The sequence below is a fragment of the Pseudomonas sp. BT76 TE3572 genome (genome assembly GCF_050435365.1).
GTDB classification, from domain to species: domain Bacteria; phylum Pseudomonadota; class Gammaproteobacteria; order Pseudomonadales; family Pseudomonadaceae; genus Aquipseudomonas; species Aquipseudomonas fluorescens_W.
Map to the genome: position 1 here is coordinate 1,310,898 of NZ_JBNDKE010000001.1, position 16,056 is coordinate 1,326,953.

Consider the following 16,056-nt stretch of genomic DNA (forward strand, 5'->3'; position numbering starts at 1 on the left):
TTGAGTCCGGCCTGTCTCTTTGCGAGGGACCAACCTGCCGACCATGGCAGAAAATGTCAACCTATCTAAATCGTCAGGTATTTCAAGTAACTTGTTGATGCAGCTTTTGTTTTAGCGTCTACACTTGCACTGGATCCAAAATTTTTTTAGCCTCACAGGCTATTCACTCTTTAGCCCCGAGGTGCCCATGAGTCAGGCTTTTCTCCCCTTCTCCCGCCCCAGTATCGGCGATGAAGAAATTGCCGCCGTAGAGCAAGTACTGCGCTCCGGCTGGATCACTACCGGGCCGAAAAATCAGGAGCTGGAAGAGCAATTCGCCAACTACGTGGGGTGTCGTCATGCCGTGGCACTGTCCTCGGCCACCGGCGGGATGCACATCACGTTACTGGCATTGGGCATTGGTCCGGGCGATGAAGTCATTACACCGTCGCAGACTTGGGTCTCCACCGCGAACATGATCTGCCTGTTGGGCGCGACCCCGGTGTTCGTCGACGTTGATCGCGACACGCTGATGAGTGACCTGGCCAGCATCGAAGCCGCGATCACGCCGCGCACCAAAGCCATTATCCCGGTGCATTACGCCGGTGCCGCGTTCGATCTCGATCCGCTTTATGCGTTGGCCGACAAACATGGCATCCCCGTCATCGAAGATGCCGCTCACGCCGCAGGCACCTTCTACAAAGGGCGGCATGTTGGCGCGAAAGGCACGGCGATCTTCTCGTTCCACGCGATCAAGAACATGACCTGCGCCGAAGGTGCCATGTTCGTCAGCGATGACGAAGCCCTGGCCAGTCGCGTGCGCATGCTCAAGTTTCACGGCCTTGGGGTCGACGCGTATGACCGCCTGACCCATGGCCGCAAACCCCAGGCTCAGGTCATGGAGCCCGGCTTCAAGTACAACCTGGCCGACATCAACGCCGCCATCGCTTTGGTGCAGCTGAAGCGACTGGACGAAATCAACGCCAAACGCACGGAGCTGGCCGGCGCTTATTTACAGAGACTGGAAGGTTTGCCGGTGCAACCCCTGGCCCTGCCAGCCTATGCGCAACAGCACGCCTGGCACCTGTTCATCCTGCGCATCGACACCGAGCGCTGCGGGCTGGACCGTGAAGCGTTCATGAAGGCTCTGCAGGAACAGAACATCGGCACCGGCATTCACTTCATCGCCACTCACCTGCACACCTACTACCGCCAGCGCTTCCCCAACATCTATCTGCCTAATACCGAATGGAACTCGGCACGGCTGTGCTCGATTCCGTTGTTCCCCGACATGACCCTCGATGACGTCGATCGTGTGGTCGGTGCCATTGAAAACAGTGTGGAAAGAAGCCTGTGAAACCTTACCCGATCCGCTGCGTGTCGATCGTCATCCCGGTCTACAACGAGCAAGACAGCCTGCCCGAGTTGCTCCGGCGTACCGAAGCGGCGTGTCAGCAATTGCACCATGACTACGAGATTGTGTTGGTCGATGACGGCAGCCGCGATGACTCGGCGCAAATATTGGAACAGGCCGCATCGCTCAAAGGCAGCCCGTTCGTAGCGGTTATTCTCAACCGCAACTACGGCCAGCATGCGGCAATCATGGCCGGTTTCGAGCAGTGCAAGGGCGATGTGGTCATCACCCTCGACGCCGACCTGCAAAACCCGCCCGAAGAGATCCCGCGGTTGGTGGCTCAGGCCGAGCTGGGTTATGACGTGGTCGCCACCGTGCGCAGCAATCGTCAGGACTCGGCGCTGCGCCGCTGGCCATCGAAGCTGATCAACCTGGCGGTGCAGCGCTCCACCGGTGTCGCCATGACCGACTACGGCTGCATGCTCCGCGCTTACCGGCGAACCATCGTCGACGCCATGCTCGCCTGCCGCGAACGCAGCACCTTCATCCCGATCCTCGCCAACAGCTTCGCCCGGCACACCACGGAAATCCTCGTGACCCACGCCGAGCGCGAACACGGCGAATCCAAGTACAGCCCCATGCGCCTGGTCAACCTGATGTTCGACCTGATCACCTGCATGACCACCACCCCCCTGCGTTTGTTGAGCATTGTCGGCTTCGGCATGGCAGCGCTCGGCGTGCTGTTTGCCACGACGTTGATCGTGTTGCGCCTGGCCTTCGGCGCCCATTGGGCCGGCGACGGGACGTTCGTGCTGTTCGCCGTGCTGTTCATCTTCACCGGCGGCCAATTCATCGGCATGGGCCTGTTGGGTGAGTACCTGGGTCGCATGTACGGCGACGTCCGCGCCCGCCCCCGGTTCTTTATCGAAAAAGTCCTGCGTAACCAACCCGCTGCCCCGGCTCCCGTTGTCACCGTTGACGGTCTCACCTCCATTTCTACAGATCAGGTTCACTCATGAGTGCAAAAGCTGTTGTCTTCGCCTATCACGATATTGGCTGTGCTGGCATCGAATCCCTGCTCAGCTCGGGCTTTGAAATTGCCGCCGTGTTCACCCACGCCGATGATCCGAAGGAAAACGCGTTTTACGGCTCCGTTGCACAACTGTGCGCACGCAAGGGCATCCCGGTGCACGCCCCGGAAGATGCCAACCACCCGCTATGGATCGAGCGCATCGCCAAGCTCAACCCGGATTACCTGTTCTCGTTCTACTACCGCAACCTGTTAAGCGAGCCGCTGCTGGCCACGGCCAGCAAAGGTGCCTTCAACCTGCACGGCTCGTTGTTGCCGCGCTACCGTGGTCGTGCGCCGGCCAACTGGGTACTGGTCAACGGTGAAACCGAAACCGGCGTGACCCTGCACCGCATGGTCAAACGGGCCGATGCCGGCGCCATCCTCGCCCAGAAAACGGTGGCGATTGAGCGAAACGACACGGCGCTGAGCCTGCACGGCAAATTGCGTCTGGCCGCTACTGACCTGCTACGCGACACCTTGCCAGCGTTGCTCGCCGGCAAAGTCAGTGAAACGGCGCAGGACGAATCCCAAGCCACAGTGTTTGGTCGTCGCACCCCGGCCGACGGCAAACTGGTTTGGCAAAAACCGGCGGAAGAATTGTTCAACCTGGTTCGCGCCGTCACCCAGCCTTATCCGGGCGCCTTCTGCGCCGTGGGCGAGCACAAGCTGATTGTCTGGAGCGCAGAAGTCGCCAAGGGCAATGAAGGCCAGGCACCGGGCCGGGTCATCAGCGTCGACCCGCTGCGCATCGCCTGCGGCGAAGACTCCCTGGTGATCACCGCCGGCCAGCGTAACGACAACGGCCTGTACCTCAGCGGCCCGCAACTGGCCAACGAGCTGGGTCTGGTGGACGGTTCCGTGCTGCGCGGTGCCGAATCCGGTCGTGCTCCACGTCGTACCCGCGTGCTGATCCTCGGCGTCAACGGTTTCATCGGCAATCACCTGTCCGAGCGCCTGCTGCGCGACGACCGATACGAGGTGTATGGCCTGGACATCGGCTCGGACGCCATCGAGCGCCTGCGCAGTCATCCGAACTTCCACTTCGTCGAAGGTGATATCAGCATCCACTCCGAGTGGATCGAATACCACATCAAGAAGTGCGACGTGATCCTGCCACTGGTGGCGATCGCCACGCCGATCGAGTACACCCGCAACCCACTGCGCGTGTTCGAGCTGGACTTCGAAGAGAACCTGAAACTGGTTCGCTACTGCGTCAAATACAACAAACGTGTGATCTTCCCGTCGACCTCCGAAGTGTATGGCATGTGCCAGGACCAGAACTTCGACGAAGACACTTCCAACCTCATCGTCGGTCCGATCAACAAACAGCGCTGGATCTACTCGATCTCCAAGCAACTGCTCGACCGGGTGATCTGGGCCTACGGCCAGAAAGGCCTGAACTTCACGTTGTTCCGCCCTTTCAACTGGATGGGTCCACGCCTCGACCGCCTGGACTCGGCGCGGATCGGCAGTTCCCGCGCGATCACCCAGCTGATCCTGAACCTGGTGGAAGGCACGCCAATCCGCCTGTTCGATGGCGGTGAGCAAAAACGCTGCTTCACCGACATTGCCGACGGCGTGGAAGCGCTGGCGCGGATCATCGACAACGACAACGACGCCTGCAACGGCCAGATCATCAACATCGGCAACCCGGACAACGAGGCCAGCATTCGCCAGTTGGGCGAGGAGCTGTTGCGTCAGTTCGAAGCGCACCCTTTGCGCAACAACTTCCCGCCGTTCGCCGGGTTCCGCGACGTCGAAAGCAAAGCGTTCTACGGCACCGGCTATCAGGACGTGTCGCACCGCAAACCGAGCATCGCCAACGCCAAGCGCCTGCTGGACTGGACGCCGACCGTGGAGATGAGTGAGACCATCGGCAATACGCTGGATTTCTTCCTGCGTGAAGCCATGCTCGAAATCGCGGACAAGCGCTGATGCGGGCAGGTCTGCGGATTGATGTCGACACGTACCGAGGCACCCGTGAGGGGGTGCCGCGGCTGCTGGAAATCCTCGATGAAGCGCAGGTCAAGGCGACGTTTTTTTTCAGTGTCGGGCCGGACAACATGGGGCGCCATTTGTGGCGCCTGATCCGTCCGCAATTCCTCTGGAAAATGCTCCGTTCCAACGCGGCAGGCCTGTACGGCTGGGACATCTTGTTGGCCGGCACCGCGTGGCCCGGTAAACCAATCGGCCGTGATCTTGGGCATTTGATGCGTCAAACCGCGGCAGCCGGGCATGAAGTCGGCCTGCACGCCTGGGATCATCACGGCTGGCAGGCGAATGCCGGGCGTTGGAGCGACGCGCAACTGGTGGAGCAGATTCGTCAAGGCGTGGATGAACTCAGCGACATCATCGGGCAACACATCTGGTGTTCGGCCTCCGCAGGTTGGCGGGCGGACGAGCGTGTGATCGAGGCCAAGCAAGGTTTCAACTTTCGCTACAACAGCGACTGTCGCGGCCAGAGCCTGTTCCAGCCGAGATTGGCCGATGGTGGTTTGGGTGCGCCGCAGATTCCGGTGGACCTGCCGACGTTCGATGAGGTGGTCGGCCCCACCGTGGCGGCCAAGGACTTCAACGCTTTCATTCTTGATCGCTTCACCCCCGAAAAACTCAACGTCTACACGATTCACGCCGAAGTAGAAGGGATTCTGATGGCCCACGATTTTCGTCAACTGCTGGCCGATGCGCGCCAGCGAGACATCCATTTTCAACCCTTGGGCGATCTGCTGCCCGAGGCTCCCGAAACCTTGCCGGTCGGCCGGGTACTGCGCGGCTCCCTCGAAGGACGCGAAGGCTGGTTGGGAGTGCAAGGCGTATGAGCAAGCGCTGGGCATTACCGTTGTTGCTGGCCATCTTCGCTCTGGCGTACCTGCTGCCGCTGGGCAGCCATGGCTTATGGATTCCCGACGAAACCCGCTACGCCCAGATCAGCCAGGACATGCTCCTGAGCGGCAATTGGGTGTCGCCGCATTTCATGAGCCTGCGCTATTTCGAAAAACCGGTGGCCGGTTACTGGATGATCGCCGCCAGCCAAGCGTTGTTTGGCGACAACCTGTTCGGCGTGCGGTTTGCCTCCGCATTGAGCACCGGGTTGAGTGTGTTGCTGTGTTACCTGATCGCTCGCCGGATGTGGAACGAACCGCGCAAAAGCTTTGCCTGCGCGCTGCTCTACATGAGTCTAACCGTCATCGCTGGCGCCGCGGGCTACGCCAACCTCGATCCGCAATTCACCTTCTGGGTCAATTTGAGTCTGGTGGCCTTGTGGTTTGCCCTCGACAGCGTCAGCCGAGGCCAGCGCCTGATCGGTTGGGCGGTGTTGGGCCTGGCCTGCGGCATGGGGTTCATGACCAAGGGTTTTCTCGCCTGGCTGCTGCCGGTGCTGATCGCCCTGCCCTGGATGATCTGGCAAAAACGCTGGCGTGAACTGCTGATCTACGGCCCGCTGGCGATTGTCGTGGCCATCGCCGTCAGCTTGCCGTGGGTCTTGGCCGTGCACGCACAGGAACCCGATTACTGGCGGTTCTTCTTCTGGCATGAACACATTCGCCGCTTCGCCGGCGACGATGCGCAGCATGACGCACCGTGGTGGTACTACTTGCCGTTGCTGGTGGCGTTCAGTCTGCCGTGGGTGGCGTTGCTGCCGTCGGCGCTGAAGCAGGCGTGGGACACACGACGCCAGGCCAACATCGCTTTCCTGCTGCTGTGGCTGCTGATGCCGCTGATTTTTTTCAGCCTGAGCAAAGGCAAATTGCCGAGCTACATCCTGCCGTGCCTGTTGCCATTGGCGTTGCTGCTGGGGCACGCACTGGTGGACCGCTTGAAGCTTGAGCAAGGCCGGATTCTGGGCATCAACGGTCTGCTGAACCTGCTGCTGGGCCTGACGATCCTGGTGGCCCTGGTCTACCTGCAACTGAAAAAACCGCTCTACAACCATGAACTGCACAACCTGGTGCTGGTGTTCATCGGCCTGACCGGCTGGATCATGGCCAACCTGCTGCAAGCCTTCAGACCGTTGCAATGCTGGGCGGCCCCGGCCTTCGGCAGTCTGTTGCTGATCGCCCTGTTGCCGGCCGGGCTGCCCGAGTCGGTGGTCGCCAACAAGATGCCCGATCAATTCATCCTCGAGCATGCCCAGGAACTCGGCCAGACCGACCAGTTGCTGAGCAACGACCTCGGCGCCGCCGGGGCGTTGGCCTGGCGTCTGAAACGCCCGGACGTAGCGTTGTACAACACGATAGGCGAATTGAAATATGGCCTCGCCTATCCTGACGGCGCACAGCAGAAAGTCCATCCGAACCAGGTTCAGGCATGGATGCGTAACGCCCGCCAGAGTGGCTCGGTCGGCGTGGTCATGCGCGTCAAAGGTGACGAGGAATTGCGCGAAATCGAACGACTGCCCAAGGATGGCAAGCGCTATGAACAAGGCAACATTGTGATTCTGATTTTTCCTCAGGAGGCGTCATGAGCTTGTTACTGCTCTTGGCCGCCTGCCTGCTGACCTGCCTGGGCCAGATCGCCCAGAAATACGCCGTTGAAAGCTGGCGCGGCCAGTTGTCGGGCTGGAGCGAGAAACTGCGTTCGCCGTGGTTATGGCTGGCGCTTGCCTCTCTGGGATTGGGCTTGCTGGTGTGGCTGCTGGTGTTGCAACGCCTCGAAGTCGGCATTGCCTACCCGATGCTGAGCCTCAATTTCGTGCTGATCACCCTGGTCGCCCGCTTCGTTTTCCACGAAACCATCGACCGTCGCCACTGGTTGGGTGTCGCGCTGGTGATCGGTGGCGTGGTGCTGCTGGGGCAACACACATGAACCTGCGTCGCGGAATCACCTTCGCGTTGGGCAGCGTGTTGCTGGTCAGTGCCGCGCAACTGGGCATGCGCTGGAGCATGAGTCGCCTGCCATCGCCCGAGCACTGGTTCACCACCAGCATCGATCTGTCGGCGGTTGCCGTGGTGCTGGTCGCGATTCTGGCCTACGCCCTGTCGATGCTTTGCTGGCTCGCCGCCCTGCGGGATTTACCGCTGGGCCGGGCCTATTCGCTGCTGAGCATCAGCTACGCGCTGGTGTACCTGCTGGCCGCCAGCCTGCCGTTGTTCAACGAAGCATTCAGCCTTTCCAAAAGCCTCGGAGTGGCCCTGGTCATCCTTGGCGTCATTACCATCAACTCTCGGCCTGCTCGCTCGCGCGAACTCAGGAGTGCCCCATGAAAATCAGTGTATTTGGTAGCGGTTATGTTGGTCTGGTGCAAGCCGCCGTCCTGGCAGAAGTTGGCCACGACGTGGTCTGCATGGACATTGACGAGAAGAAAATCGAACTGTTGCGGCAAGGCCACGTGAGCATTTTCGAACCGGGGCTGGCCAGCCTGGTGCGCGAAGGCATCGACGCCAAACGTCTACAGTTCACCACCGACGAAAAACTCGCGGTTCAGCATGGTCAGGTGTTGTTTATCGCGGTCGGCACACCGTCCCGGGACGACGGTTCCGCGGATCTGAGTTACGTGCTGTCGGTGGGAGAAGCCGTGGCGCGTCATCGTGAACAACCGGTGATTCTGGTGGAGAAATCCACGGTGCCGGTGGGCACGGGTGACACCTTGCGCGCGCATATCGACAAGTGCCTGATCAAGGTCGGCCGCTTGCTGCAGTTCGATATCGTCTCCAACCCGGAATTTTTGAAAGAAGGCTCGGCCGTGGCCGATTGCCGGCGCCCGGACCGGATCATCATCGGCTGCGAACGCGATGAGGTACGTGACGTGATGCGTGACCTCTACGCGCCCTTCAACCGCAACCATGACCGAGTCATGTTCATGGACCTGCGTAGCGCCGAGCTGACCAAGTACGCCGCCAACTGCATGCTGGCGACCAAGATCAGCTTCATCAACCAGATCGCCGAACTGGCCGAACACCTCGGTGCCGACATCGAATCGGTGCGCCTGGGCATCGGCGCCGATTCGCGCATTGGTTACCACTTCATCTACCCCGGCTGTGGTTATGGCGGCTCGTGCTTTCCCAAGGACATGCGCGCGCTGATCCACAGCGCCGAAGAAGCGCATTGCTCCAGCGATCTGCTGCAAGCGGTGGAAGCGATCAATCAGCGTCAGAAGCACAAGCTGTTCGAACGCATCAACGCGTTCTACAAGGGCGATTTGCGCGGCAGGACCTTTGCCGTGTGGGGCCTGGCGTTCAAACCCAACACCGACGACATGCGCGATGCACCGAGCCGGGTGCTGCTGGAATCGCTGTGGGCCGCCGGGGCCAACGTCCGCGCGTTCGACCCGGAAGCCATGCAGGAAACCCAGCAACTGTATCCCGATGAACCCAAGTTGATGCTCATGGGCACACCGGAATCGGTATTGTCCGGCGCTGACGCGTTGATCATCTGCACCGAATGGCAGCAGTTCAAGGCCCCGGATTTCAGCCTGATCCAGCAGCGGCTCAACGCACCGGTGATCTTCGACGGACGCAACCTCTACGACGCCGATCGCCTGACTCGCTCCGGCTTCAAGTACTTCCCGATGGGCCGCGGTGAATCGCGCAATCTGCCGATTCCTTATCAGCAGTGGCCCGCTGCTTCGGTCACCGCTTGATTGCGACATCACCCGGTATCCGCCGACAGTCGCTGGGGTTAGGGCTGTTGGCGCTGCTGCTGTTCAGCGCCGGGGTATATCAGCAGGCAGTGATCGGCTTCGATTCGCGCTTTGTACTGTTCGCTGAGGAAATGCTGCGCCACGGGCCGAGCTTTTTTCCGACCACCTATGGCCAGCCGTATGCGGATTATTCTGCGCTGACGACACTGTTCATCTGGCTGCTGTCGCTGCCGTTCGGGCAGGTCAACAGTTTGGCTGCCTGGTTGCCGAGCGCCATTGCCGGGGCGGTAATCGTCACGTTGATGTACCGGCTGCTGGCGCGCTATTCCCAGCGCTGGGCGTTGCTGAGCATCGCCCTGATGATGCTGACCAACACCTTTGTTACTGAAACCCGTGCCGTGTCCCTGGATTTGATGCTCGCGGCGGTGGCTTTTTCGGTGTTCTACCTGGGTTATGCCGCCGATCATTTCGCCGCAAAGCGTCGGTGGTGGTTGATTTTTGTATTGTTACTGCTGGGTTTCGGGGTTCGCGGGCCGATCGGGTTGGTGATTCCAACGGGCATGCTGTGCAGCTATTTCTTGCTCAATCGACAATGGCAGCATTTTTTTGGTTTTGGCCTGATTGCGGCGGTGCTGCTGGCCGTGTGCGTTGGCGTGCTGCTGTGGCTGGCGGAAACCGTCGGCGGCCCGGACTTCATGCACGACGTGGTGCGCATGCAGTTCATGGGGCGCATGGACGGTAGCGAAGGCGTCAGCGGTTCGCTGTATTACTTCACCGGCTCGGTGGGCAACTATGCGCTCGCGTATCCGTTGGCGTTGCTGGCACTGGCCGCCGTCTGGCTGACAACGCCTCGGCAGGCCGGTCCCGCCTTGCGCCTGTTGCAGTACTGCACGGCGGCCGCCTTGATCGTGATGGTCGGGCTCTCGATCCCCCAGGCCAAAAAGGCCCGGTACCTGCTGCCGATGTTGCCCATGGCGGCGATCATTGCGGCGTATCCGTTTCAGGTGATGCAGGGTCGGGTATTCGAGTGGTTGCGGGGGTTGATGCAAGGGCTGTGGCTAGTGATCCCTGCCCTGTTGATCGGCGGACTGCTGGTCGCCCAGCGACGGTTTCCCGATGAACTAACAACGCTGACTTCGATACTGATCATTCTCGGCGTGCTGCAAGTCATTGCCCTGGCGGTGCTTGTACGACCGCGCTGGCGGGCGCAAACACTTGCCTTTTGCGCAGTCCTGGCGCTGTGGTCGGTGTATGTTTTGGTGTTCGAGCCGGTCGAACGCCGACTCTACGACACCCAGACCTTCAGCCGTGCGGCATTTGCGCTCGTACAAAAAGACCCGGCACCGCTGGTGTTGCATGTCATGGGAAAAGACGCCAAGGCGATCAAGTTCATGGTCAACATCGAGCAGGACTTACAGCCGGTTTTCACCGAATCGACCCAAGAACTGGAAAGTCTCGCGGCGCCCACCTGGCTGATGATGGACCAGAACGATTACAAGGCGTTGCAAGGCACTCGCATGGGTAACTTGCAACCGGTGTTGAGCGGGCGTTTCGACAAGAACGATTTCGTGTTGCTGCATAACCAACAACCGTAGGTGTTGCCGGCAAAAAAGTTACTGTTACCTGAGCACGCTTATCATCAAGCCGGCGCCTTCAAATCAACCCCCAACGCCTGGGCAAACGCCTTCACCAATGGACTGCGCACAGTGTTGTGGCGCAGGATCAGATTGAACGGCGTGACGATGTTGATGAGGTCCGGACGCACCGCGCGGAACTGCCCCTGCGCCACCATCGAGGCGGCGTAATGCTGGGGAAGAAAACCCACGAAACGCCCGGTCTTGATCAACAATGCCACCGCTTCGACCTGGCTGGCCGACGCGGAAAAGCTGTCGTAATGGGCAAAGTTCAGTTTGTCGCGATGGATCGCATAGCGGTGGTTGATGCACTCGTAATCCTTGAGCACATGACTGCCGATTTCTGCGTCCGGCACCGAGAACAATGGATGGCCGACCGCGCAATAAACTTCGGAGCGTTCTTCATAAAGTGCGTAGTAATCAAACTCTTCGCGTTTTTGATAAACCGGCACAATCCCTGCTACTAACCGCCCCTCTACCACGCCTCTTTCCACCTCATCCAACTGAGAGGCTTGAAGTTGGAACCTTACTTTCGGCGATGTCTCATTAATTATTCTAAGCGCAGCAACTAACGGCGAATTAACGTCGGAAATCGTATTGTCAATAACCCCCACGCCAAGGTCACCGATCAGTTCGTTTTGCGCTGAACTAAGGCGATCACGAAAGTTGTCGACCGAGGCAAATAAATCAATGGACGCCTGATACACCAGGCGGCCCTCTTCGGTCAGGTGAAACCCCTCGCGGCCGCGGGTGCACAGGCGCATGCCGATGCGGATCTCCAGGTCGGAGATCTGTTTGCTGATGGCTGCCAGTCCCACATTCAGCTCGTTCTGGGCGGCACTGAAGCCACCGGCCTCGACCACGGCCTTGAACACTTTGAGCAGTTTGAAGTCCAGACCGCTGAGGGTCAGCGATGCCCGATGGCCCGTTTTCAACGGCGGGTTTCCGGAATTGGAAAGTGGGGTTTCCATAATGCCTATTTACCTCTGGCGCCCTATTCAACAACCTGTGTCCAACAACAAAAATAGTGCTGGTAAATAATAATGACCACAGAAAACCAGGCTTGGCAACCGCTAATAAATCCCGCACATCAGTGCCAACTCACTGATTTCGAACTATTAAAAGCTGACACTACGATCAGCTCTCGTAACGATGCAACTGCGCTTTTCCCCTGCCCTTGAATAATGTTTAGGCCTCACCACGCCCCATTGATTTGCGGCGAGTGTTTCAGGCCCGGCACACCGATTTCAGTTCGCTTTACCGACGAGGAAAACAACAATGTCTCAAACCACCGACCGTCTCTGGGGTGCTCGCTTCAAAAGCGGCCCATCCGAAGCCCTGGCGGCCTTGTCCCGTTGCCCCGAGCGCTACTTTCGCCTCACCCCGTACGACCTCGCCGGCTCCAAGGCGCATGCCCGTGAACTGCAACGCGCCGGGCTGCTGAGTGAGCAAGAAACCCAGACCATGCTCGACGCTTTGGAGCGCATCGGTGATGACTTCCGCGCGGGCAGCATTGCACCGACCCTGGACGACGAAGACGTCCACACCTTCATCGAACGCCTGCTGACCGAACGCCTCGGCGCCCTCGGTGGCAAGCTGCGTGCCGGTCGTTCTCGCAACGACCAGACCGCCAACGACCTGCGCCTGTTCCTGCGTGATCACGTCCGCACCCTGGCCGTTGAAGTCCTGGCCCTGCAACAAGCGCTGGTGGATCAGGCCGAGCAACACATCGAAAGCATCTGCCCGGGGTTCACTCACCTGCAGCAAGCCCAGCCGATCGTTTTCGCCCACCACTTGCTGGCCCACGCCCAATCCATGCTGCGTGACGTGCAACGCCTGGTGGATTGGGACGTACGCACTTCGCTGTCGCCACTCGGCGCGGCGGCCATGGCCGGTTCCGCCATCGCTCGCCTGCCTCAGCAGTCGGCCAAGGAAATGGGTTACAGCGGCGTGTGTGAAAACTCCATCGACGCCGTGGCCAGCCGCGATCACGTTGCCGAGTTCCTGTTTATCGCCAGCATGCTCGGGATCAATATTTCCCGCCTCGCCGAAGAATTCTGCCTGTGGTCGTCGCGGCAATTTCGCTGGGTCGCCCTGGACGATGCCTACGCCACCGGCAGCTCGATCATGCCGCAGAAGAAAAACCCGGACATCGCTGAACTGGCACGCGGCAAGGCGGGTCGCCTGATCGGCAACCTGACCGGTCTGCTCTCCACCCTCAAATCCTTGCCACTGTCGTACAACCGCGACTTGAGCGAAGACAAAAACGGCGTGCTCGACAGTGTCGACACCCTGTTGTTGGTGCTACCCGCCATGGCCGGGATGGTCGCAACCATGAAGGTCAACGTCGAAGAGCTGCGTCGCCAAGCGCCACTGGGTTTCACCCTCGCCACCGAAGTCGCCGACTGGCTGGCCATGCGCGGCGTGCCGTTCAAGGAAGCCCACGAAATCACCGGTGCGCTGGTCCAGGCCTGTGAGAAACACGACATCGAATTGTGGGAAGCCTCCCCGGCGTTGTTGGCCGAGATTGATCCACGGTTGACTGCTGAAGTGCGCGAGAGCCTGACCCTCGAAGCCGCCATCGCCGCCCGCAGTGGCTGGGGCGGCACCGCGCCGCAACAGGTGCGCGAGCAGATCGGCCGGTTGAAAACGGCCCTCGCCGCGCAGCACGAATGGACCGAAAACTATCAAGGCTTCCGGCTCTGAAGCAGAACACAAACCCTGTAGGAGTGAGCCTGCTCGCGATAGCGGTGGGTCAGTCAACATCGATGTCGATGTAATACCGCCATCGCGAGCAGGCTCACTCCTACAGGGAATGTGGTTGGCCTGAATTACCAAGTGTACGGAGAAGCAACATGAGCCAGACTCAGGCAGAACGACTCCAGGCGGAGCGCAAACTGGCGGAAAACCAGTTCGATATCACCCAGTACCACCATGTGCCACGGCGTTATTACGGACGGATTTTCTTCGCCACCGTCATCGTCATTGCGATTCTCGGGCTGGTGCGGGCCTTTGCCGAAGGCAAGATCGAGTGGTCTTACATCGGCCAGTTCCTCACGTCCCAGGCGATCATGTGGGGTTTGCTCAACACCATCATCATGGCGGTGCTGGCCATGGCGCTGGGCATTGTCTTCGGGGTGATCACCGCGATCATGCGCATGTCGGCCAACCCGATCCTGCGCTACGTGGCAGTGACCTACACCTGGTTGTTTCGCGGTACGCCACTGATCCTGCAACTGCTGTTGTGGTTCAACCTGGCGCTGATCTTCCCCACCATCGGCATCCCCGGTGTGTTCGAGATGGACACCGTGAGCCTGATGACGCCGTTCGTGGCCGCCCTCCTCGGCTTGAGCATCAACCAGGGCGCCTACACCGCCGAAGTGGTGCGTGCCGGTCTGCTGTCGGTGGACACCGGCCAGTACGAAGCCGCCAAGTCGATCGGCATGCCGCGCCTGCAAGCGCTGCGCCGGATCATCCTGCCGCAAGCCATGCGGGTCATCATTCCGCCGGTCGGTAACGAGTTCATCGGCATGGTGAAGATGACCTCGCTGGCGAGCGTCATCCAGTACTCGGAACTGCTCTACAACGCCCAGAACATCTACTACGCCAACGCCCGGGTCATGGAGCTGCTGATCGTCGCCGGTATCTGGTACCTGGCCACCGTCACCGTCCTGTCCTTCGGTCAAAGCCGTCTGGAGCGTCGTTTCGCTCGCGGCGCCGGCAAGCGTTCTTGAGGAGTTCAACATGAGAAGCATCGTCAAGGCCGTGAGCCTGAACAAGTACTACGACCATTTCCACGCGCTCAAGGACATCAACATCGAAGTCGAGCAAGGCGAAGTGCTGTGCATCATCGGCCCGTCCGGCTCCGGCAAAAGCACCTTGCTGCGCTGCATCAACCAGCTGGAAAAAATCGACAAGGGCGGCCTGTGGGTCGACGGCGAACTGGTGGGTTACCGGATCGTCGGCAACAAACTGCACGAACTCAATGAGTCGCAGATCGCCCGTCAACGCTTGTCCACCGGCATGGTGTTCCAGCGTTTCAACCTGTTCCCGCACATGACCGTACTGCAAAACATCATCGAAGGGCCGTGCCAGGTGCTCAAGCGTTCGCCCAAAGAGGCGCACGAAGAAGCCGTGGAATTGCTCGCTCGCGTCGGCCTGGCCGACAAGCGCAACAGCTACCCGATCGAACTCTCGGGTGGTCAGCAACAACGCGTCGCCATTGCCCGTGCACTGGCCATGCGGCCCAAGCTGATGCTGTTCGATGAACCCACTTCGGCACTCGACCCGGAACTGGTCGGTGAGGTGCTGTCGGTGATGCGCGACCTCGCGCAAACCGGCATGACCATGATCGTCGTCACCCATGAACTGGGCTTCGCTCGCGAAGTCTCCAACCGCATGGTGTTCATGGACGGCGGGCAGATCGTGGAGGCTGGAAGCCCCGAAGAAATACTAATAAGTCCGCAAAACCCGCGCACCCAAAGCTTCATTTCTGCCGTTCGAACCTAAGCGCCGGCTGGCGTAACAACACTCATAAGAGAACGACCATGAAGAACATAGTTATCCCCGCAGTACTCGCAAGCGTTATGGCTTCCGGCTTCGCCTTCGCCGCCGAACTGCCGGCCAGCATCAAGGCAAAAGGCGAGGTCGTGGTAGCGATCATGCCGAACTACCCGCCGATGGATTTCAAGGACCCGGCCACCAACACCCTCACCGGCCTCGATTACGACCTGGGCAACGCCCTCGCCGAACGTCTGGGCGTGAAGATCAAATGGCAGGAAACCGGCTTCGAGCAAATGATCAATGCGCTGACCACCGACCGCGTGGACATGGTGATGTCGGGCATGACCGACACCGCCGAACGCCAGGCCAGCGTGACCTTCGTCGACTACTTCACCAGCGGTCCGCAGTTCTACACCTTGCAGAAGAACAAGGATTTCAACGAGATCATCGACCTGTGCGGCAAGAAAGTCGGCACCAGCCGTCGTACGACCTTCCCGGCGGAAATTGCTGAATACAGCAAGGCCAACTGCGAAGCCGCCGGCAAACCGGCCATCGTGGTGATCGGCACCGAAGGTTCGGCCGATGCCCGTGCGCAACTGCGCCAGAGCCGGATTGATGCCGCGATGCAAGGCAGCGAAACCCTGCCGTACCTCAAGACCCAGGAAAAGGACATGTACAAGACCGTGGGCCTGCCGATCTCCAAGCAGTTCACCGGCCTTGGCGTGAGCAAGAAAAAGCCTGAGTTGAGTGAAGCGGTGAAGGTGGCGATGCAGAGCATGGTGGATGACGGCACGTATCAGACCATCCTGAAAAAATGGGATCTGGAGCTGGGTGCGATCAAGACTGTGACCATCAACGCCGGCAAGTAATGCTTGCCCTGTAGGAGTGAGCCTGCTCGCGATAGCGGTGTATCAGTCAGCAGAGATGTTGAATG

At 59.9% G+C, this 16,056-nt stretch carries 14 protein-coding genes; 13 read left to right on the forward strand and 1 reads right to left on the reverse strand.

Translation table 11 applies throughout. The annotated features are described in order from the left end of the window. Positions 1–187: 187 nt before the first annotated feature. The 9 genes from arnB to ABH912_RS05955 are packed head-to-tail and all read left to right on the forward strand — an operon-like array spanning position 188 to position 10,580. Positions 188–1,336 (forward strand): UDP-4-amino-4-deoxy-L-arabinose aminotransferase, encoded by a 1,149-nt coding sequence (gene arnB / locus ABH912_RS05915; RefSeq protein ID WP_429510023.1) that lies wholly within the window; start codon positions 188–190, stop codon positions 1,334–1,336. Beyond that, on the forward strand, positions 1,333–2,352 hold the full coding sequence (gene arnC, locus ABH912_RS05920) for an undecaprenyl-phosphate 4-deoxy-4-formamido-L-arabinose transferase (protein ID WP_033054797.1): 1,020 nt from the start codon (positions 1,333–1,335) through the stop codon (positions 2,350–2,352). Before arnB ends, arnC begins: the two co-directional genes overlap by 4 nt. Further along, positions 2,349–4,340, forward strand: coding sequence for a bifunctional UDP-4-amino-4-deoxy-L-arabinose formyltransferase/UDP-glucuronic acid oxidase ArnA (gene arnA / locus ABH912_RS05925; RefSeq protein WP_033054796.1), 1,992 nt, complete (start codon positions 2,349–2,351; stop codon positions 4,338–4,340). Before arnC ends, arnA begins: the two co-directional genes overlap by 4 nt. Then, entirely contained in the window at positions 4,340–5,224 is an 885-nt protein-coding gene (arnD, locus tag ABH912_RS05930; protein ID WP_429510026.1) for a 4-deoxy-4-formamido-L-arabinose-phosphoundecaprenol deformylase, read from the forward strand. The genes arnA and arnD overlap by 1 nt, the downstream gene beginning before the upstream one ends. Then, positions 5,221–6,870 (forward strand): lipid IV(A) 4-amino-4-deoxy-L-arabinosyltransferase, encoded by a 1,650-nt coding sequence (gene arnT, locus ABH912_RS05935; RefSeq protein WP_429510028.1) that lies wholly within the window; start codon positions 5,221–5,223, stop codon positions 6,868–6,870. The genes arnD and arnT overlap by 4 nt, the downstream gene beginning before the upstream one ends. Continuing rightward, on the forward strand, positions 6,867–7,211 hold the full coding sequence (gene arnE, locus ABH912_RS05940; RefSeq protein WP_033054791.1) for a 4-amino-4-deoxy-L-arabinose-phosphoundecaprenol flippase subunit ArnE: 345 nt from the start codon (positions 6,867–6,869) through the stop codon (positions 7,209–7,211). Before arnT ends, arnE begins: the two co-directional genes overlap by 4 nt. Next, the gene (arnF, locus tag ABH912_RS05945; RefSeq protein WP_033054790.1) at positions 7,208–7,609 is read left to right on the forward strand and encodes a 4-amino-4-deoxy-L-arabinose-phosphoundecaprenol flippase subunit ArnF; all 402 of its coding nucleotides are present in this window, start codon (positions 7,208–7,210) and stop codon (positions 7,607–7,609) included. Before arnE ends, arnF begins: the two co-directional genes overlap by 4 nt. After that, positions 7,606–8,985, forward strand: a complete 1,380-nt coding sequence (locus ABH912_RS05950) for a UDP-glucose dehydrogenase family protein (protein WP_429510030.1) — start codon at positions 7,606–7,608, stop codon at positions 8,983–8,985. The genes arnF and ABH912_RS05950 overlap by 4 nt, the downstream gene beginning before the upstream one ends. Then, positions 8,982–10,580 (forward strand): ArnT family glycosyltransferase, encoded by a 1,599-nt coding sequence (locus ABH912_RS05955; RefSeq protein ID WP_429510032.1) that lies wholly within the window; start codon positions 8,982–8,984, stop codon positions 10,578–10,580. The genes ABH912_RS05950 and ABH912_RS05955 overlap by 4 nt, the downstream gene beginning before the upstream one ends. Positions 10,581–10,624: 44 nt before the next feature. Here ABH912_RS05955 and ABH912_RS05960 read toward each other — a convergent pair whose 3' ends face one another. Next, entirely contained in the window at positions 10,625–11,590 is a 966-nt protein-coding gene (locus ABH912_RS05960; protein ID WP_429510034.1) for a LysR family transcriptional regulator, read from the reverse strand. Positions 11,591–11,897: 307 nt separating this feature from the next. Between ABH912_RS05960 and argH the strand changes: the two genes are divergently transcribed. The 4 genes from argH to ABH912_RS05980 all read left to right on the forward strand — a co-directional run bounded on the left by argH (position 11,898) and on the right by ABH912_RS05980 (position 15,991). Further along, the gene (gene argH, locus ABH912_RS05965; protein ID WP_429510035.1) at positions 11,898–13,325 is read left to right on the forward strand and encodes an argininosuccinate lyase; all 1,428 of its coding nucleotides are present in this window, start codon (positions 11,898–11,900) and stop codon (positions 13,323–13,325) included. A 149-nt stretch (positions 13,326–13,474) separates the two neighbouring features. Next, a complete protein-coding gene (locus ABH912_RS05970) occupies positions 13,475–14,353 on the forward strand; it encodes an amino acid ABC transporter permease (RefSeq protein WP_033054780.1) in 879 nt (292 codons plus the stop codon). 10 nt (positions 14,354–14,363) lie between these two features. Next, positions 14,364–15,128, forward strand: a complete 765-nt coding sequence (locus ABH912_RS05975; protein ID WP_033054778.1) for an amino acid ABC transporter ATP-binding protein — start codon at positions 14,364–14,366, stop codon at positions 15,126–15,128. Positions 15,129–15,166: 38 nt separating this feature from the next. After that, on the forward strand, positions 15,167–15,991 hold the full coding sequence (locus ABH912_RS05980; RefSeq protein ID WP_033054775.1) for an ABC transporter substrate-binding protein: 825 nt from the start codon (positions 15,167–15,169) through the stop codon (positions 15,989–15,991). Positions 15,992–16,056 lie beyond the last annotated feature (65 nt).

Coding starts and splice junctions, on each gene's coding strand:
- arnB (WP_429510023.1), top strand. CDS start 188: ATGAGTCAGGCTTTTCTCCCCTTCTCCCGCCCCAGTATCGGCGATGAA.
- arnA (WP_033054796.1), top strand. CDS start 2,349: ATGAGTGCAAAAGCTGTTGTCTTCGCCTATCACGATATTGGCTGTGCT.
- arnD (WP_429510026.1), top strand. CDS start 4,340: ATGCGGGCAGGTCTGCGGATTGATGTCGACACGTACCGAGGCACCCGT.
- arnT (WP_429510028.1), top strand. CDS start 5,221: ATGAGCAAGCGCTGGGCATTACCGTTGTTGCTGGCCATCTTCGCTCTG.
- arnE (WP_033054791.1), top strand. CDS start 6,867: ATGAGCTTGTTACTGCTCTTGGCCGCCTGCCTGCTGACCTGCCTGGGC.
- arnF (WP_033054790.1), top strand. CDS start 7,208: ATGAACCTGCGTCGCGGAATCACCTTCGCGTTGGGCAGCGTGTTGCTG.
- ABH912_RS05950 (WP_429510030.1), top strand. CDS start 7,606: ATGAAAATCAGTGTATTTGGTAGCGGTTATGTTGGTCTGGTGCAAGCC.
- ABH912_RS05960 (WP_429510034.1), bottom strand. CDS start 11,590: ATGGAAACCCCACTTTCCAATTCCGGAAACCCGCCGTTGAAAACGGGC.
- argH (WP_429510035.1), top strand. CDS start 11,898: ATGTCTCAAACCACCGACCGTCTCTGGGGTGCTCGCTTCAAAAGCGGC.
- ABH912_RS05970 (WP_033054780.1), top strand. CDS start 13,475: ATGAGCCAGACTCAGGCAGAACGACTCCAGGCGGAGCGCAAACTGGCG.
- ABH912_RS05975 (WP_033054778.1), top strand. CDS start 14,364: ATGAGAAGCATCGTCAAGGCCGTGAGCCTGAACAAGTACTACGACCAT.
- ABH912_RS05980 (WP_033054775.1), top strand. CDS start 15,167: ATGAAGAACATAGTTATCCCCGCAGTACTCGCAAGCGTTATGGCTTCC.